This is a genomic window from Microcoleus sp. MON1_C1, from assembly GCF_036701945.1.
Taxonomy (GTDB): Bacteria; Cyanobacteriota; Cyanobacteriia; order Cyanobacteriales; family Microcoleaceae; genus Microcoleus.
Map to the genome: position 1 here is coordinate 54,800 of NZ_JAUBRO010000005.1, position 19,797 is coordinate 74,596.

Here is a 19,797-nt window from a genome sequence, read left to right on the forward strand (position 1 = left end):
ACTGATTAAAAATTAGGCTGCGAAAATCCGATGATCCACAAGAAGAACCGCAAAAAGTTACCCTTATTAGCAGCGTTATTAGTCTCGCCATTTATCCCTTGGTTCCTAAGTGCGATCGCACTATTTCTCAGTCTCTGGGTCATCGTACCAGCACCCACGATGTTCCTGTACCCTTTGGCGGTGGGAGCACCAGAAATCAGTCCTTGGTTGGTCGGTATCAATACGATCGCCCTTGTCCTGAACCTGCTCAGACGGCATCAAGGCAAAGTCTACATTATTTTGTTAATTTGTAACCTGTTCGCCCTCATCCTGAGCCTGCTACCCCTGATTCAGTTCTCCGCAGCCAATGCAGCGGTAGCTACCCAAATGCAAGCTGTTCTAGGGGAAAACTATTTAGCAGCCGTTCCTCAAGCCGATCGCGCGCAGCTACGCCCTCAACCGTTTATCCTCGCAGATGCGTTCCGAGGAATTCCCCTCAGAGAGGTTAGGATCGATCGGGCTATTGGATTTGCCAACCCTGACGGAGTTTCACTGCAACTAAACCTTTATCGGCCGATGCAAATTGGCAAATATCCGGCGATTATCACCCTCTACGGGGGAGCTTGGCAAAGAGGCAATCCCGATTCCAATGAGGAATTCAGCCGCTATATGGCCGCCCAAGGCTATTGTGTTGTTGCAATTGCTTACCGCCACGCTCCCAAGTATCGATTTCCTGCTCAGCTTGAGGACGTACAAGCCGCTCTTTCCTATATCAAAACTCATGCTGGTGATTGGGGAATCGATCTCGATCGCGTTGCTTTGATGGGAAGGTCTGCAGGTGCCCATTTAGCAATGCTAACTGCTTATAATTCTAGTGTGCTTCCAGTTCGAGCAGTGGTGAACTATTACGGGCCAAATGACCTGCTTCGGGGATACAATGACCCACCTTTTCCTGATGCTATAAATGTTCGAGCCGTCTTGCGTGCTTTTCTGGGAGGAACGCCAGACGAACTCAACGAGCTTTACCGTCGGGCTTCTCCCATAAATTATATTAAACCCAATCTTCCCCCTTCTCTACTGGTTTATGCAGGTCGCGACCATATCGTTCAGCCCAAGTTTGGTCGATCGCTCTACGAACGATTGCGAGCCACGGGCGATCGGGCTATTTTACTCGAAATTCCTTGGGCTGAACACGCCTTTGATGCAGTTTTTAATGGCCCGAGCAATCAATTAGCTTTGTACTACACAGAACGCTTTTTGGCTCATTCTCTGAAGTCTTCGGATTACCAACGAGTTAACTAAAAATTATCAACTTACTCATTTATGCTCAATAAACTGCGGCTATAACAGTTTAATAAGTTCCCAAATCTCCTAAAGATTTCTACTGCCAATTGTCGCACCAACTTTTAGAAGAGTTGCAAGACTTTATTTATCATATAGCGGTTCGATCGCGTGGTGAGGTATGCCCTATGCCCTATGCCCTATGCCCTATGCCCTATGCGAGTACGATCGCCCCCCAGTTTCAGCGCCCCGCGTTCTGTTACACTAAAATCCTGCGGTTGTGTGCGATCGGTGCGATCGACCCTTCGGAAAAAAAACTAAATTTCTGTAGCCTAGAATACATTTATTTGGTTAATGATTGTTTAAACTCTCCAAGTGTAGATTGTGTACTCTCCATAATTCTCCAAAACCCCTAAACGAGTGCGTTGTTGGCTGGACTGCGATTTATCGATCGTCGAACCGTTAAAAACCATAAGTAGTTTTGACCTGAATTCATCGGAATTGATTCGCACAAAATTTTTGAGCTGACCAGGGTGAAGATTAGTTACTAAATCTGTGCAGCGCAGACATCTATCATGTTGACTCAAGTTAGTACAGGCTCTTGTCATCTATTTTATTGCTGCTAATAACCGAAATCCAACCGCATCTCACACTGGATTGTCACGCCAGATGGGCGAAGTGATAGGGCCTCGCTCATCCAATCTTTTAGAGCCTGCCAAAAAAGGCATTCTGCCCAAAGTTAGCTTTGACTAAAAACGTTGGGTAAATCCAACATATTTGTCAATCGTTAAACTTTTGCTAACATCTATTTTTTCACAACTACTCGTCCCCCAATCCCAATAAAAATAACCATGAGTGGAAACGAATCGCGCGTTCAAGCAATTTCTCAAATCGTCAACCGCAAACTGATGCCTGGTCGGCCTCCCAAGCGGCTAGAAGATATGTGGGCAACAGACGTTTATAGTCTGAGCAAGATGCAAGAAAGTCTGCCCAAAAGTATTTTCAAATCAGTAAAAAACACCATTCAAACCGGCCAAAAACTCGATGCTTCCGTAGCTGATGTAGTTGCAGCAGCAATGAAAGATTGGGCTATTTCCAAAGGAGCCCTGTACTACGCCCACGTATTTTACCCGCTCACCAACAGCACCGCCGAAAAGCACGATGGTTTCATCTCAGTGCAAGGCGACGGCTCCGTCATCTCAGAATTTGCAGGGAAAGTTCTGGTACAAGGCGAACCCGATGGCTCCTCCTTCCCCAACGGTGGCATCCGCTCGACTGCGGCCGCTCGCGGATATACAGCGTGGGATGTCACCAGCCCTGCTTATGTCATGGAAACAGACAACGGCATGACATTGTGCATTCCTACTGTTTTCATCTCCTGGACAGGTGAAGCCTTAGACAAGAAAACGCCGCTTTTGCGTTCCATTGCCGCAATGAACAAAGCAGCAACCCGAGTGTTAAAGCTATTAGGAAACACCGAAATTGCTCCGGTAAATTCCAGTTGCGGTTCCGAACAAGAATACTTCCTGGTAGATGCCAATTTCACCACCAGCCGCCCCGATTTACTGCTAGCAGGTCGCACCCTTTTCGGCAAACCTCCTGCCAAAGGTCAGCAATTTGACGATCACTATTTTGGAGCGATTCCAGAGCGCGTTCAAGTCTTCATGCAGGAAGTAGAAGAAAGAATGTACCGGCTGGGAATTCCTGCCAAAACCCGCCACAACGAAGTAGCTCCCGGTCAGTTTGAAATTGCACCTGTTTTTGAAGCAGCAAACGTTGCCAGCGACCACCAACAATTAACCATGACCATTCTCCGCAACACTGCGAAGAAACATGGTTTTATGTGTTTGCTGCACGAGAAACCTTTCGCCGGCATTAACGGTTCCGGCAAACACGTCAACTGGTCGGTTGGCAATGCCACCCAAGGGAACTTATTAGACCCCGGCGATACACCGCACTCGAACATACAATTTCTAGTTTTCTGCGGCGCTGTGATTCGCGGAGTTCACAAATACGGCCCGCTATTGCGCGCGGTAGTTGCTACTGCCAGCAACGACCACCGATTGGGTGCAAATGAGGCTCCGCCAGCAATTATCTCTGTCTATTTGGGTTCGCAATTAGAAGATATCTTCGGGCAAATTAGCCGGGGAGAAGTTAAGGACTCTAAAGGTCGGGGAATTATGAACTTAGGTGTAGAAACACTGCCTACTTTCATGAAGGATGCTGGGGACAGAAACCGGACTTCGCCTTTTGCCTTTACTGGAAACAGATTTGAATTCCGTGCAGTAGGTTCCGGTCAGTCTGTTTCCGGGCCGCTGGTGGCTATGAATACGATTCTTGCAGATTCTTTGGACTGGATTGCTAACAAATTAGAAAGCGATTTGGCTAACGGAACTGAACTGAATGCTGCCATCCAAACCATTCTCAAAGAAGTGATGGACGAGCACGGTGCGGTTGTATTTGGCGGCAACGGCTATTCGGAAGAATGGCACAAAATGGCTGTTGAGGAACGGGGTTTAGCTAACTTGCGGACTACTGCCGATGCTTTGCCCGTGTTGAAGGAAGGATACATTGAAGACTTGTTTGAAAAGACAGGTGTTCTGACTCCCGTTGAATTGGAAAGCCGTTACGATGTTTATGCAGAGCAGTATTTGCTGGCAATTGAAGTCGAAGCAAAACTGGTAATAAGCATGGCAAAAACCATTATTTATCCCGCAGCGGTAAGGTATTTAGCTGAACTTTCCGGCACGATTTCTAAATTGAAAGAGATTGGGATTGAACTGGAAAAGGAAAGTGCCGAAAAAGTAGCGGTGCTGGTTAAGTCAATGATGGATACTGCGAGCAAATTGAGTGCTGCTTTGAGCAAGCACGATTTTGCTTCGACAGAAGACCATATGCAATATGCTTCGCAAACAATTCGTCCTTTGATGGATGAGGTTCGCAAGTATGCGGATGCTCTGGAAGGTGAAGTGGCTGACGATTTGTGGCCGCTACCTACTTATCAAGAAATGCTGTTTGTTAAGTAAGAGCAAACAAATTCGGTTAATTGCAGGTTAGAGTTGTAAGGACACGGCAGTGCCGTGTCCTTACTTGTTTTTAAGCTTTTTTAAGCTTAAAGGAGTGGTACGCTGAATTTGTCAGAGTCATTAAATGCGAGCGAGAGTAAGAGTGGCGAATATTGTTGAGATACCCTTCAACAAATTTATCATTGAATCTAATCAAAAATAAATTTAATGCTGAGGTAGACATTACTGACAGTATTGACGGTGAAAATAGTGAACCTACCATACGCAAATATGCCCAGTCAGGCTATGACCTGGTAATTGCAGCCAGTGGTGCCTATTCCAAAGCTGTGGTAGGCTGAATCTGTCAGAGTCATTAAATGCGAGCGAGAGTAAGAGTGGTGAAGATTGTTGAGATACCCTTCAACAAATTTATCGGCGTACAAAAAGTAATATTGCTGCGAAAAGCTATTATGCGAATTCAATCTTTCTTGAAACAAATGACTCTGGCGGCTCTAGCTCTGGTTTTTGCGATCGGTTGCAGTCGATCGACTCCGAACCTAAACTCTTCCCCGGAAGCAAGGACTTCTAGCAGCTTTAGAGTGGCAATGCTCACCACAGGCTCAAAAGACAACCAAAGTTGGGATCAAGCTTGCTTTGAAGGATTGAATCTAATCAAAAATAAATTTAATGCTGAGATAGACATTACTGACAGTATGGGCGGTGAAAATAGTGAACCTACTATACGCAAATATGCCCAGTCAGGTTATGACCTGGTAATTGCAGCCAGTGGTGCCTATTCCAAAGCTGCCGAAAAGGTCGCTAAAGAATTTCCGCGCACGAAATTTGCGCTGATTACAACGCATCCAGGGAATAACAGAAATTTGGGGGCTGTTGCCTTTCGATCGGGTGAAGTGGGGTACCTCACAGGTGCTTTGGCTGCCATGAAGACCAAAAGTAATAAAGTTGGCTATATTGTGGGCGAACCTTATCCGGTTTACAAAGAAGAAGAAGCCTTGTTTAGGCGGGGAGTGAAGGCAACGAATCCCTCTGTTCAAGCCTCGACGGCTTTTCTCAACTCTTGGGTTGATACGGAAAAAGCCATCAAAGTGGCAACGGATATGGTTGCTTCTGGAGTAGATGTTTTGGCATTCAACGCGGGTGAGGCAGGGTTAGCCGCGCTAAAAGCCGTTTCGCAAAAGCCAGGAGTCTTGGTAATTGGTAGGACAAAGGATCAGTACGAAGTGGCTCCCGGCAAAGTCCTAACTAGCGTTCTACAGGACATTCCCAATCTGGTGCTAAATGTGGCAGTGTTAACCCAGCAAGGTCGCTGGGAAGGAAAACTTTACAAGTTTGGGCTCAAGGAAAAAATCTACGACTTTGCCCCTTTCCGTGGTAGTCTCACGCCTCAGGAAGAGGACACTTTCAAGACCATCCGAGAAGCTGTGACGACTGGCAAAATCGATGTTTCTCCTTAGTGCACCGATTAATTGATTTACCAATATTGATCCTAAGTCCGATGCAAAATCAACGCAACGAGCGCGTTCTGCCGATTGCCAGAAGCTGTCGTTCTCATCCCTGGCAACGCTTCTTTTCTATTGCAAATCAGCTCCGGTATGGTTTGATATTTTTGGTTCTTCTGAGCTTACTGCCCACAGGTGGCTTGCTGATCTACCTCAGCTTTCAGGCGCAGATCCAGCAATCGCGATCGCTCCAACAAGAGCGTAGTCAGACAGCAGCAGGGCAGATTGATAATTATCTAGATGACTTGAAACGAAAACTGAGCTATTTAGCTAGGGTCAAAGGACTCACAAACTTTCAACCTCAAGCGCAGCAGAGCCTCTTGGAAGCGTTGACTCGTCATAATGATGCTTATGAAGCCGTTGCCATTTTGAACCGGAAGGGACAAGTTGTCGCGTCAGTTTCACCCTACGAACCGCTCAAGTTAGAAAATCCAGCCAATTCGCCACTGTTTATTAGTGCTTTTAAACAACAGGAAGATTATGTCAGTCCTGTAGAAATTAATCCTAAAACTCACCAACCAACCACCATTCTGGCGGTTCCGATTCGGAATGAGCGAGATGAGGTGGATGGGGTGCTATTAGCAGAGATAAATCTCAACTTTCTCTGGTTTGTTGTTTCCCAAATCGAGGTTGGCAAGACGGGTTATATCTATGTAGTCGATGAGCGTAATTTCCTCATTGCTCAAAAGGGTAGTAAGCCAGAAACATTTCAAATTCAAGATATTTCTAAGCGCCCTTTCTTTCAATTTTTGAAAGCTTCCGAAGATACTAAGCGCCTTAACGTTTATCCGGGTCTAAAGCAGGTAGAAGTATTGGGAGCCACTGCCTTAGTTCGGAGCGTGAATTGGAATGTGGTTGTAGAACTGCCAACGGCTGAGGCCTATGCTCCCGTTTACCAAATGCTCTCAGTTATGGGAGGCTCATTGGCGGTGGTGACGATCGTCGCTGTTGGCATTGGCTTTCTATTTATTCGGCAAATTGTGGTGCCACTCCAGCGCTTAACCACGGCAGCTACTGAACTCAGTGCGGGGCAATTAGAGACGCGGGTCAACATTGATAGCCACAACGAACTGGGGACATTGGCGATCGCCTTTAACAATATGGCAACCCAGTTAGAGGAACTGATTACAGCAGTTGAAGTGGAACGGAATTTTGTTTCAGCTATTCTTGAAATTGCAGGTGCGCTGGTAGTTGTGCTCGACCCGCAGGGACAAATCGTTCGCTTTAACCGAGCTTGCGAGCAAATGACTCATTACTCGTTTAGTGAAGTAAAAGGGCGCTACATTTGGGAATTGTTCCCGAACTCAGACTTAGTTGGACAAGCCAAAACTACTTTTGAGTCTTTACAATCTGGTAATTTTCCCCAGCAGTATGAAGGCAGTTGGGTGAGCAAAGATCAACAAGTCAGACTGATTGCCTGGTCAGATACTGCTTTACTGGATAATGAAGGTGAAATTGAGTACATCATCAAAACAGGGATTGACATTACTCAACGGAAACAGGCAGAAGAGGAACTCAAAGCCTCGGAACAGCGACTATCTTATCTATTCCGCCAAAGTGCACTGGCAGTTGTGGAATGGGATTTAAACTTTAAAGTCACTGCTTGGAATCCAGCTGCAGAGCAGATTTTTGGTTACACGGCTACAGAGGCGATGGGACACCATGCCGCAGAATTAATTGTGCCTGCGTCTGCCCGAAAGGCGGTCGATAAACTGATGAACGAGTTGTTGATTCAGAGCCAAGGAATCTACAGCATCAACGAAAATATTACGAAAGACGGCAAAACTATTATTTGCGAATGGTTCAATACGCCTTTAGTAGGGGATGCTGGAAAGATTGTTGGAGTTGCTTCCTTGACACTGGATATTACTGAGCGCAAGCAAGCCGAAGTTGCTTTAAGGCAAGCAAAAGAGGAAGCTGAGGTTGCACTCAAAACCTTACAGCAAACTCAGGCACAGCTTATTCAGGCAGAGAAAATGTCAGGTTTGGGGCAACTGGTTGCTGGTGTTGCTCACGAAATTAATAATCCAGTCAACTTTATCTATGGCAACCTGAGCCATACTGCCGACTACACGCAAAATTTACTAAAGTTGATTCAGCTTTACCAGCAAACCTATCCAACTAATGCCCAAATTGAGGAAAAAATTGAAGAGTTCGAGCTGGACTACATTAGTGAAGATTTGCCCAAAATGCTGACTTCTATGAAGGTAGGAGCCGATCGCATTCGTCAAATTGTCCTGTCGTTACGAAACTTCTCGCGGCTGGATGAGGCAGAAAAGAAGCCTGTTGATATCCACGAGGGAATTGACAGCACATTGATGATTTTGCAAAATCGACTGAAGGCAAAACCGGATCATCCTGCTATTGAAATTGTCAAAGAGTACGGCGACTTACCGCGAGTAGAGTGCTATGCCGGACAGTTGAACCAAGTCTTTATGAATATTCTGGCAAATGCGATTGATGCTTTAGAAAACCACGACAATCAGCGTTCTCTAAAAGACATCCAAAAGAATCCCAGTCGCCTCACTATTCGGACTAAGCTAGTCACAAACGAAACTGGGCCAGGTTCTTCTAAAAACGTGGTGATTCAAGTTCAAGACAATGGATCGGGGATGACGGAAACTGTTAGACAACAGGTGTTCAATCCCTTCTTCACCACAAAACCAACTGGTAAAGGAACTGGATTAGGGCTATCCATCAGCTATCAAATTGTAGTTGATAAGCACGGTGGCTCCATTGAGTGCTTTTCTCAACCCCATCAAGGAACAGAGTTCCGAATTGAAATTCCTGTTTTGCAAAGCGGTGCTGTAGCACTCGTAGGTAAATAACTGCGATCGCATTCCTTTATATATAGCGTTTTTAAAGTAGCTTGGAAACTGCTAGAGCACCTCTGAATTATTTGTGTAAATAAAAGAAAAGTGGTCAGCTCAAATTCAATAAAAAAAGGGGGTAGACAAGTAGTTAGTGCCAGCAGCGGGCGCTCTGACTCGCGACAGCAGGCGATCGCACACCTAACCACATCGTAGCGAATGGCTCCTCAAACCCTCAAAACAAGGATTAGGGGCGACCTCGCTTGGAGTTTGATTCTCCCATCCCTTTCTCAAAAGTAAAAGCGATCGCTTGTCAGATAAAATCTGGAGCGCTCGCTTAAAAACAAATATATATGCTGACTCTAATCTCCTGACTCAAAAACAGTCAATTATCCACGCCAAAATCCACCGACATTGACATTTTTTATGGCTGATATTACTATGGTTTATTTTGGGGATTATGTTCTGTCATCTGGGAGAGAGAGAGCGAGGAAGACATTAAATTTTTTATTCATAATTACAGATGATTTTAGTCTTAACTGGACACAAATGGGCAGTCTCCAACTCCCCGCAGCCTTTAAGAAGTCGGGGATTTAACATAAGATTAGATCGACCTACTTAAAGCTAGATAAATGACAGTCCCGCGTCTGGAACAATTTAGAGGTTGTCTGATCGGTCAGTGTCTCGGCGACGCTATAGGCTGTAGAGTAGAAGGCTATTCTCCGGAAGTTTGCCAAAACTTTGTCCGCTCCCAAGTTAGACGCAAAAAAATCAGAGATCGCGCTCGCTTCGGCTTGCCTTTTGGTCAATACACCGACGATTCCCAACTCGCCCGCGAACTCATCCAAAGCTACGTCGCTTGTGGCGAATTCGACCCCAGCGACTACGCCACCCGTATTGCTGACATTTTCGCTCAACAGCGCATTGTCGGGCGGGGTCGAGCGACAGAAGAAGCTGCAAACCGCCTGATACGGGGCGTTGCTTGGCAAGAAGCTGGTACTCCTGCTCCCAATGCTGGTAATGGCAGTGCGATGAGGGCTGGACCGATCGGCTTAATATTCTACGATGACCCGTCCCAGCTTGTACAAGCTGCTTGCGATCAAGGGCGCATCACCCATCAAGATTCGCGGTGTTCTGCGGGGGCTGTGGCGATCGCCGGGGCTGTGGCGATCGCCCTTCAATCTGACATGATGATTGAAACTGAGCCATTTCTCGGTCAACTGAGCGAATGGGTAGGAGAAGTTGATTCTTCCTTTGCCGCTTTGCTCAAAGATTTGATTGATTGGGTCAAATTGCCTCCAGAGTCAGCCGTAGAGTTGATTTCTAGAGCTGGACTCCCGTTAAACTACAAGGACTCTTGGCAAGGAATCTCGCCTTTTGTAGTTGGTAGCGTCTTGTGGAGTTTATATGCGTTTTTGAGAACGCCTCAAGATTACTGGGAAACTCTCTGCACTAGCATCGCCGTCGGTGGCGATGTGGATACCACCGCAGCAATGGCTTGTGCCATCAGCGGGGCATTTCTGGGCCTAGAAGCCATCCCGAATCAACTAGCGGAATTTTTGAACGATCGGGGTACCTGGGGTCTGGGCGAACTGATTAAACTCGCTGACAATTGTTATCAGTTGAAAGTCAAGTTGTAGCCGCTTCTAACAACTTAGGACTTATTATTACGGCTATATAAATTTGGACGATCGACATTTGTTTCTAAATCAGTCGATCGCCCCGACTCAAATTCCCTCAATCATATCAAATCCGTTAGCATCGGAATAGTAAATTCGAGTTCACTGTTGACGGTTGACTGTTCACTGTCAACAGTCAACCGTCAACCGTCAACATCATTCTGGTGTAACCGGAAATGATATCAAACGATTTTTTCGCTAGAAAGTTCCCCACTAGCAGGAGGCACTACCGTATCGCCAAAGGCAATCCGCAGAAAAGGCGGAGCCAAAAAAGTCGTCAGAATCACCATGATAATAATCGAGACTTCTAACGGTTTATCCAAAACCCCACTCGCGGAACCGATGCCGGCAAACACTAACCCGACTTCGCCCCGAGGAATCATCCCCACTCCGATCGCCAATCGATTGATTCCCGGCTGACCAAACACCACCCAGCCTGTTACGATCTTGCCAAAAATAGCAACCAAAATCAAAAAGACGGCAATCAAAAGTCCCGCCCGATTATCCGGTACTGTTGGGTTCAAAACCCCCAAATCCGCCCGAGCCCCCACCGTTACAAAGAAGATGGGCACAAATAAATCGGCGATGGGTTTCACCAGTTCATCCAACTCTAGGCGGGCATCGCTTTCATCCAACACCAAACCAGCCGCAAAGGCCCCCAAAATGGCTTCGAGATGAATTGCGTTGCCCAGAAAAGCCATGAAGAAAGCAAAGATAAATGCCGGGATGATAATATTGCCGCGAGTTTTGAGTTGACCCGCCACCGCCGAGAAAGTTTTGTCGAAGACACCACCCAAGAGAATCGAACCTAGCAGAAAGGCAGTTGCACTTACGATCAAATAGATGACATTAACAACATCAATCTCACCTGTTTTGGCTAAACTGGCGACAACAGCCAGGACAATAATTCCTAGCACATCATCAATCACCGCCGCACCGACAATAATTTGACCTTCTTTAGAGTTCAGTTGTCCTAATTCAGACAACACTTTAGAGGTAATTCCAATGCTGGTTGCGGTCAAAGCTGCCCCCGCAAAAATTGCTGGAATTGCTGCCGTGTGGAAAATTATTATTAAGCCAGCAGTACCGGCGGCAAAGGGAACTGCCACACCTACGCAGGCGACAACGGTAGCTTGAATTCCGACTTGCTTGAGTTGTTTGAGATCCGACTCTAAGCCAATTTCAAACAGCAGAATAATCACGCCTAATTCAGCCAGCACTGAAATGACTTCACTCTGCGATTCAAAGACACTGGTGAGGGCGGCAGGAGACAGATGATTGATCGATTGCAGAACTGTCATAATCCCTGAGTTGGATGCTGACAGCCCGCTTCCGGGAAAAACGATCAAGTGTAAAGCAGATATCCCAATAATCACCCCTGCTACAAGTTCACCCAAAACCGGTGGAAAATCGAAGTTTCTCGCTACTTCAGCGCCGATTTTACTGGCGATATAAATCACTACCAAACTGAGCAAAACTCCGCTGAGGACGATCGGCGAATTTTCTGCCTCGACTGTTGCTAGCAAAGGTATGGGAGCAACTAGGGATGCCATCCCAGAACTTAAAGCTGTAATTGTATGGTTCAAAAACATGGGTACGATGATGGTAAGAAAGACGATTCTACGCTGACTGTTGACTGTTGACTGTTGACTGTTAACTGTTGACTGTTGACTGTTGACTGTTGACTGTTGACTGTTGACTGTTGACGGTTGACTGTTGACTGTTGACTGTGAGTCTGAAAAGTGATAACTGTTACATATTGGGTAGCCAGTTAACTCGACATGACTATCAAGCAAAGCTTGAAGAACCCAAATCTGGCGGTACATCCTGCCACCGCCCTTGTCCGACTGCTTGAATTGCTTCTTTTAGCAAGATATCGCCGGTATAAATTGCCCTACCGACGATCGCACTTTTGACACCAATTGGTTCCAAAGCCAGCAAACTTAACAAATCTGCGATCGAACTAACGCCACCGGAAGCAATCACCGGAATCGAAATAGCGTTAGCAATTTCGCGCAAAGATTCCAAATTCGGCCCTTCCATAGTACCGTCGCGGTGAATGTCGGTGTAAATAATTTCAGCCGCCCCTAACTCTGCCATTTTTTGCGCCAATTCTGTTGCTAAAACTTCCGAAGTTTCTAGCCAGCCTCTAGTCGCAACTTTACCATTTCTGGCATCAATGCCAACCAGAATTCGGCCGGGAAATTCGGCGCACAATTCGCCGACTAATTGCGGTTGTTCGACGGCGACAGTGCCGAGAATGACGCGCCGAACGCCTAAATTGAGGATAGCAGCCACAGAAGCGCGATCGCGCATTCCCCCACCTACTTGACAGGGAACGTCTACGGATCGGACGATCGCTTCAATGGCTGCTTGGTTGACTGGATGACCTGCTTTGGCGCCGTCGAGGTCTACTAAATGCAGCATTGTCGCGCCTTCATTTACCCACTGTCTGGCGACTTCGACGGGGTTGTCGTTAAAAGTCTGAGACTTCGCGTAGTCTCCCTGATACAATCGGACGCATTTTCCATCCAATAAGTCGATCGCTGGAATTACATTCATGATTTTTGCTCAAATTGCTAATTATACCAGTTAAAAAAAAGAATGCAACTTTAGGCAAGCTCCCAACCCATACATAATCAGTCATTCCCAATCGTTTAATCTAAAATCTAAAATGGTATTACGCATTACATTTATTTTTGACATTCGCAACCGCTATTTAAATGAAACATAATCGCCGAAGACAGCGTTGACCATAAAGGAGTATTGACATCAGCTTTTTGCAAAGCTTCGGCCGTCCAGTCGTTGCAAGTTCTCAAAATAGAATAACTGCCTTTTGCTTCATAAAAACTGTCACTGTTGTCGTAGCCGTAGCTAATTTTCCTTTTCTTACCTGCTGCGTCTAATTGGAATGTATCTTTAAGAAAATTTATTATTTTAAGATAATTCGCTCCACTAATTTTCACACATTTGGCTTCAATATTTTGGGGAGGAAGCCGATAACCTTGAACGTGTACGGTAGACGGAGTAGCGAGAAATAGCGCCTTGAAAGCTGTAACTGGGTTGATGATTGCTGAGGTAGAAGTTTCCAGCATAAAAGCTCTATCTCCCCACCCAAAAGATAGATATTTATAATCAGAAGTGGCATCCCGCCCTATTTCTGTTAGCGGTAAAAATTGATTCCAGTCAAAATATTCATTTTTAACTGGAACAATGATTTCGGTGTGAATGCCTTGATTGGAAATGTATAGAGAGATTGTGCAATCTGGTTGCGAGTAATTTCCCCACTTTCTGGGAGTGAGATAGCCAATTGTTAGGAAAGCGGTCAAAAATAAGATGACAATTCCTAAGCGCTGTATGGTTTTTCTCATTTTAACCGTAGGTTTCAAATTCTGGCTTCGGATGGCGGGCGCTGCATCTTTGTGGGAAAGAACTCTTGCAAAGCAGAATTGCGCTGTTCGGGGGTTTCCCTAGCCCAATTCGACAAACTTTCGTAGAAAAAGAACGACACGCCAGCGAAATTTCTTTTTCGCACTTCTTGCACTTGTTCTTGAATTTGTTTGAGGGGAACAGAATTATTTTTAAGACCAGTTAAAATGCCGATCGCAGTTGGAATGTTAAGTTTAGCCAGTTTAACTTCTTCCCGTTCCAGTTCGGCACTAAAACGCTTGATATCGCTGCGATAAACCTGCAACACAATTTCTTGGATGTAGCCGCGTCTTTCCCAGGTAAACCAGTCCTGCAAGTGGGCGGGTAAAGAAAAGTGAAAAGGGTTCGGAGATAAGCTGACAATACATTTTTCTTTGCGGGATTTAATGGCGCGGGAAACTCGCCCCACGAAGTCGTTGATTTTGTCAGCGCGCCAGCGCACCCAGAAGGTTTCGCGGGGGTCGTCGGAGGGAGGGCTCTTGATTTGTTCCTGATACATTGACACTGTTAGCGGCTCGTAGCCAAATTCTACTGGCAAGCCGAAATGGTCGTCAAATTGAATGCCATCTATATCATAATTATCGACAATTTCTAGGATTAAATCTAAGATAAATTGCTGCACTTCGGGATGAAAGGGATTCAGCCAAACTCGCTCGTGTTTGCCTTCTTTCCAAATAGTTGAACCGTCGCGCCGCTGCGCCAGCCATTCGGGGTGAAGTGTGGCTAATTCCGATTCGGCGGGAGCCATGAAACCAAACTCAAACCAGGGGATTACTGCTATACCTTTTGGGCGGGATTGTGCTATAATTTCTTTAAGGATGTCTCGGTCTTTCAATCCGGGCGATGGGTCGATCGACTGTCCGAATACTCGTTGGGCTGCAGCGCTCGGATAAAGCGTATAGCCTCCTTGCCACACCGTGGGATAGATGGTATTAAAATTGAGTCGATCGAGTCGATTTACAGCGTCAATGATGTTGTTGCGGGAGAAGATAACGTCGCTGTCAATGTTCGTCAGCCAGACGCCGCGCAATTCGGTTGTTGGGGTTTGGGGGCGGGTTTGAGCTAACAGACGCGGGGATAATATGGCGGAGGAGATAAGGGCGATCGCAAAAACAACTATTAAAGCCAGTATCCGCTGCCATTTGTGCAATTTAATCATCAATTTGTCGCAAATATGATTATTTTTAGACTGATATTTTACCGTAGAATTAGCTTGGTAGGGTGCGCCAGCTAGGGTTATTTTATTAAAAGTCACTCGAACATTTCCTGACGCCCCTACTACTTTTGATATTATTGGGGGTCAACGATGGTACCCATAAATAATATTGTTCCTGTAGTATGGTCTTGAATGGCACAAAAGAATGGACGGTTTACATTCATTTGAAAAGGCGAGCTTCTGGTTTCGATGGAAGTCACGGCTGCTGCTTCTGTACCTTCTTCGTTTACTTCGACAAATGTTTTGTGTTTTACTAAATCGGTAGTGCTTTTATGTAAAGGATGGATAAAATTCAGGCAGTCGAGCCTTCAGCATTGCTAATCTGATTTGGTGATTATAGTCATGAATGAAGTTCCAAATAGCACTCTTGTGATTCTCCAACTTCTTAGAAAACGATAACGTCTTCCTGACCAATCGCGAAACTCGCTGCCTGAGTGTATTATTCAATCGTTCAATGTAGCTGGTTAATCCACTTTCTTTGCCGACAGACGTATGCCGTTTACTCGGTAAAACCGCAGCATAGGCTTCCCAATGGTCAGTATAAATCTTGGCACATTGGCGATAGACACTCGGTAGGGAATCCCATAATGCTTGAGCCGACTTCAAGGAACGGTCTCCAATATGACATCCAATCACTTCCCGAGTCTTGGCGTCAATCGCTAACCAGACCCATTGTTTATTCCCTTTGTCGTCTACAAAAGACCAAAGTTCATCCATTTGGACGGTATGTTTTCCGACTTGTTTCGGGATGACTGTGGCCTTTTGTTCTACGGCAGCGTACAGGTGGTTCACATAATTTTGGAGCCAGCTCTCAGAAACATCCATGACTCGGGCAATACCAGCGAGGGAAATCCGCTCCAGAAGAAGCAATTCAATTTTTACCAAGGTGTCCGTGTCCTTGGCTTGCCACTGAGGGTTTTCGACAAACTGGCGGCCACAGTCGCGACATTTGTGATTTTGTTTGCCCCGACGAGTCATGCCATTTTTCATCACATCGTCAGAACCACAAGTGGGACAAATCAGATAGGGTTTCATGATCAGACTCCTCAAAATACCGGACCTAGAGTTATTATCCTCCATCCTTTACATAAAAGCACTACCACTAAATCTACTGCTATTTTGTTATCAGTCATCGGAGAAAAATCGGCTTTTGAAATATCAAAAATTCCTGCCATTCCCAAAGCTATGAGTGTGTTGTTGAGTTCAACTTTATACTCTATCTTGAAGCGCGGTATTTCAATTATACCCTTTTTTTCGCTAAATTCTTGCATCCATTTACTCCAGTTTTCTGGTGTTAATTGCTGCAAGAAAGTGGTTAAATTGCTATTGGAGTTGGGCAAGAAAATATACATAGCCAGGGCGCCTTCTTTTCCGTAACGTAAACTGACTGCTTGAAATTGGTGTGTTGCGTAGTACCCATAAATGCCTCTCTGAGACATCATCGGATGCTGTTTTGAACTGCCGTCGGTTAAAGAGAAAGTTTTGTTGGCAGTTTTAGATTTATCAAAGGGCGTTTGCCACTTACCTTTGAAATAGATGGCGTTAATCAAAAACAAGACTTGATCCGAGCTAATTTGATTGACTATTTGATCAATTTTTCCTTGAGTTTTTTGGCTAACCCAGTTGTTAATGATGCTGGGAGCTTGCGGATTCATAAATTCTAGTTCGGTAAGATCGGCTTGGTAATATTGTTGATTTGTTTGCAGAAATTCTGGTTTTAAGGAGAAGCCTTGTTGCGCCCAAAGCGAGTTGGCAATTAATACTTGGACATTGGGGTCAACTTTCTGCAAACTATTTTGCAAACCTTGATTTGCTGCGTTGATTTCTTGGGGAGTCATTCCCGTTAATTCGAGAACTTTTGTCATTTCTTGTTTGGTTTCTCCGCTAACTCCGTTGTATGTCATTGACAGTGCGAGGGCGACAGAAGTAGGGGAAATAAAGATATTTGTATTCGGCTGTTGTTTGCTGAGGGTGTTGAACAAATTAAAACCAAATTTGGTATTAGCTGCAACAAGTCTGACGTCGACATTTCTCTGATTGTTAGGGGGTGTCATCGCTACAGCTTTTGAGTGATTAGGATTGGCGAGGTTGATGGGGTTAATTTTCAGTGAGGGCGCTAATTCTGCGAAAATTGCTAATGTAATAATGGCGACAGTAGCCAGCCTGGCTTTCCATGACATAACTGTTATGTTTGGTTGATATTTTGGGTGGTGTGGTTTCACATTTTTACCTCTTTATTTTGGGCCTCTCGACTGAGTACTAAAGTTTTTGATAGTTTAATATAGTAAGGACTTTAGTCCTTGCTATAAACAGTTGGCTAACTCTTTTTAGGAATAGAGAGGATAGCTTTTAAGAGTAACCTTGCAGTTTCATCACTTGGCGGTAGTGGGCTTCTATTTCACTTACTGTTTGCGATTGACGCTTCCCCGTCCACTCGCTGCGATCGAATAATTCCCGCCTCAAAGCATCAACATCGATCGTTTTTACCTTACCTTCGGCGACAATTTGTTGGCCGTTTACCCAAACGCTGTCTACCGCATTAGTCGGGCGTCCCAAAATCAGCAAGCCGATCGGATCGGTGCGCGGCAGCAATGATAAACTGGTTAAATCATACAGCACAAAATCAGCTTTTTTACCGACTGTCAGCGAACCCATTTCATCAGCCGCATTCAAGCCTTTTGCTCCTCCCAGGGATGCCATTTCTACAGACTGGCGCGGTGTAATCCATTGGCGGTAATCCAAATCCGTGATATTGTGCAAAATCGAACCAATTTTAATTGCTTCCAGCAAATCTTGAGAGTCATTGCTAGCAGCGCCGTCGCAGCCGAAAGATACGTTTACTCCCGCTTGACGGTATTTCAAAATTGGTGCAATTCCGCTTCCCAAGCGCAAGTTGCTGAGGGGATTGTGTACGACGGTCGCTCCCGTTTCTGCCATAATCGCAATGTCAGAATCGTCCAGCCAAACGCAGTGCGCTAAGGAAGTTCGCGGACTCAAATAACCAATTTTTTGCAGGTGTTCGACAGCGCTACAGCCGTATTTTTCGTGAGCTAGTTGTTTTTGAGCGGGGGTTTCCAAGAGGTGGGCGTGCCGACAAAGATTGTAGCGATCGCTCAATTCGATGCAGCCTTCAAACAAAGCATCGGAACACAGTTGAATTCCCGTCGGCGCCAACAACATATTAACACCTTTTTCGGGATTGTGAAACTGTTTTATGGCTGTTTCCATTAATTCCAAAGTGGCCTTAGTCGAGCGAATGTAAGCCGCGTGTTCGATGCCGCTATCGCCAGAAGGCATTCCCGCCGTCAGGGATTGATCTTGAATTAACGGCCCGATAAAAGCGCGGATACCGATTTCTTGATAAGCGCGAACTGCGGCGGCGATTGTCTCTAATTCTTGCCCCGGAATCAAAACTAAATGATCGACTACGCTTGTACCGCCCGACAGCAATGTTTCTACCGCAGTTCCCAAGGCGCTCAAGTAAACTTGTTCGGGTTCTAGAGGCGTAAAATCGTACAATTCGGCAATCCACAACTCTAGGGGCAAAGGGGGAATAATGCCCCGCTGCCACATTTCTGAAGAGTGAGTGTGCGCGTTGACAAAACCGGGCAGCAGCAGCTTATTTTTGCCGTCAATAACTCTTCCCGCAGGCTCTAAATTGGGCGCGATCGCACTTATGCAATTATCCACCACTTGCACATCTGCGGTTTCATAACCGCTCTCAACCGGAATTAAAGCATTTTGAATTGTAAAGCTCATAGATTTACACTTTTTGTAAATTTACATTTATTTTTATTTTATGATTCCCAGGCGCTAACATTTGCGCTCACCAAACTGTAATAAACTTAATAAATCCTAAAATTTATCAAAAAGTTACCCCTGATACTTAATTCTAGTAAAGATTTAAGATATGACAAGTTAGTAACAATCAAATTGTTATAACATTAAAACCGTTTTTGAGTCAAAATCCTTATGAATCCTGATTCTCTCCGCACTTTGGGCGTACCGCCGAATGCTTGGAAAGTTGATGCCAAAATTGCCGATATCACCCGATCGCCGATCGCGCCTCAACCTGTTACCCTGGAAACAGAAACTAAAACCCTGCGTTTGGACTTAGCAAAAGCAGCAATGTTGGTGATAGATATGCAAAACGATTTCTGTCATCCCGACGGTTGGCTAGCACATATCGGCGTAGATGTAACGCCCGCCCGAACTCCAATTAATCCTTTAATAAATTTGCTGCCCAAATTGCGATCGCACGCAGTACCAATTATTTGGATCAACTGGGGAAACCGCCGCGATTTGCTCAATATTAGTGCAGCTTCCCGTCACGTTTACAATCCCACAGGCGACGGCGTAGGTTTGGGAGATCCGCTGCCAAAAAACAACGCCCCTGTACTGATGGCTGGGAGTTGGGCGGCGCAGGTTGTCGATGAATTAAAACCCAAACCGGAGGATATTTGTGTTGATAAATATCGGATGAGCGGCTTTTGGGATACTCCTTTAGATAGTATCTTGCGGAACCTCGGCCGAACTACCCTTTTCTTCGGAGGAGTAAACGCCGATCAGTGCGTCATGGCTACCCTGCAAGATGCTAATTTCCTCGGTTACGACTGTATTTTAGTCAAAGATTGTACAGCTACGACATCTCCTGAGTATTGCTGGCAAGCTACTCTTTATAACGTTAAACAATGTTTTGGTTTTTTGTCAGATTCTCAGGCTATGTTAGAAGCAATTAAATAGCAGTCATCAGGGGAGTATCCCTCTGGAGTGTAAAAAGCGTTTTTTAGGAGTGCGAGAGTCTCGCACACCAAAGCCTATATCTCGCTTCCTGCTCTGACAGCGAACTCTCCTGTGAAATCCATAAACTTTGGAGGT

The 19,797-nt window shown here is 45.5% G+C and carries 14 protein-coding genes and 1 pseudogene; 7 read left to right on the forward strand and 8 right to left on the reverse strand.

The genetic code is table 11. The features are described 5' to 3' along the window. Positions 1-30: 30 nt before the first annotated feature. The 6 genes from QUA62_RS04140 (at position 31) to QUA62_RS04165 (ending at position 10,235) form a co-directional block, all read left to right on the forward strand. Complete coding sequence (locus QUA62_RS04140; RefSeq protein WP_333402550.1) at positions 31-1,281, forward strand: alpha/beta hydrolase; 1,251 nt, start codon at positions 31-33, stop codon at positions 1,279-1,281. Positions 1,282-1,448: 167 nt separating this feature from the next. Then, entirely contained in the window at positions 1,449-1,676 is a 228-nt protein-coding gene (locus tag QUA62_RS04145; RefSeq protein ID WP_333402552.1) for a hypothetical protein, read from the forward strand. 435 nt (positions 1,677-2,111) lie between these two features. Next, positions 2,112-4,286, forward strand: coding sequence for a glutamine synthetase III (locus QUA62_RS04150; RefSeq protein WP_333218493.1), 2,175 nt, complete (start codon positions 2,112-2,114; stop codon positions 4,284-4,286). Positions 4,287-4,642: 356 nt separating this feature from the next. Then, a complete protein-coding gene (locus tag QUA62_RS04155) occupies positions 4,643-5,740 on the forward strand; it encodes a BMP family protein (protein WP_333402554.1) in 1,098 nt (365 codons plus the stop codon). Positions 5,741-5,781: 41 nt separating this feature from the next. Beyond that, the gene (locus QUA62_RS04160) at positions 5,782-8,613 is read left to right on the forward strand and encodes a PAS domain S-box protein (protein WP_333402556.1); all 2,832 of its coding nucleotides are present in this window, start codon (positions 5,782-5,784) and stop codon (positions 8,611-8,613) included. A gap of 614 nt (positions 8,614-9,227) precedes the next feature. Further along, positions 9,228-10,235 (forward strand): ADP-ribosylglycohydrolase family protein, encoded by a 1,008-nt coding sequence (locus QUA62_RS04165; RefSeq protein WP_333402558.1) that lies wholly within the window; start codon positions 9,228-9,230, stop codon positions 10,233-10,235. Positions 10,236-10,456: 221 nt separating this feature from the next. Here QUA62_RS04165 and QUA62_RS04170 read toward each other — a convergent pair whose 3' ends face one another. From QUA62_RS04170 to QUA62_RS04205, 8 genes and pseudogenes are all read right to left on the reverse strand, one after another. After that, positions 10,457-11,866 (reverse strand): cation:proton antiporter, encoded by a 1,410-nt coding sequence (locus tag QUA62_RS04170; protein WP_445301637.1) that lies wholly within the window; start codon positions 11,864-11,866, stop codon positions 10,457-10,459. 196 nt (positions 11,867-12,062) lie between these two features. Beyond that, a complete protein-coding gene (hisA, locus tag QUA62_RS04175; protein WP_333288705.1) occupies positions 12,063-12,836 on the reverse strand; it encodes a 1-(5-phosphoribosyl)-5-[(5-phosphoribosylamino)methylideneamino]imidazole-4-carboxamide isomerase in 774 nt (257 codons plus the stop codon). 131 nt (positions 12,837-12,967) lie between these two features. Further along, on the reverse strand, positions 12,968-13,645 hold the full coding sequence (locus tag QUA62_RS04180; RefSeq protein WP_333402560.1) for a TIGR02117 family protein: 678 nt from the start codon (positions 13,643-13,645) through the stop codon (positions 12,968-12,970). Between the two features lie 14 nt (positions 13,646-13,659). Beyond that, entirely contained in the window at positions 13,660-14,862 is a 1,203-nt protein-coding gene (locus QUA62_RS04185) for a glycoside hydrolase family 10 protein (RefSeq protein WP_333402695.1), read from the reverse strand. A 131-nt stretch (positions 14,863-14,993) separates the two neighbouring features. Further along, positions 14,994-15,173, reverse strand: a pseudogene (locus tag QUA62_RS04190) (serpin family protein); the annotation flags it as partial. Positions 15,174-15,189: 16 nt separating this feature from the next. Beyond that, complete coding sequence (locus tag QUA62_RS04195; RefSeq protein ID WP_333402562.1) at positions 15,190-15,954, reverse strand: IS1 family transposase; 765 nt, start codon at positions 15,952-15,954, stop codon at positions 15,190-15,192. A gap of 11 nt (positions 15,955-15,965) precedes the next feature. Beyond that, positions 15,966-17,099, reverse strand: a complete 1,134-nt coding sequence (locus tag QUA62_RS04200) for a serpin family protein (protein WP_333402564.1) — start codon at positions 17,097-17,099, stop codon at positions 15,966-15,968. A gap of 169 nt (positions 17,100-17,268) precedes the next feature. Further along, positions 17,269-18,678: an amidohydrolase gene (locus tag QUA62_RS04205; RefSeq protein ID WP_333402566.1), complete on the reverse strand. Its 1,410-nt coding sequence runs from the start codon at positions 18,676-18,678 to the stop codon at positions 17,269-17,271. 213 nt (positions 18,679-18,891) lie between these two features. Between QUA62_RS04205 and QUA62_RS04210 the strand changes: the two genes are divergently transcribed. Further along, entirely contained in the window at positions 18,892-19,662 is a 771-nt protein-coding gene (locus QUA62_RS04210) for a cysteine hydrolase family protein (RefSeq protein ID WP_333402568.1), read from the forward strand. The last annotated feature ends 135 nt before the right edge of the window (positions 19,663-19,797 follow it).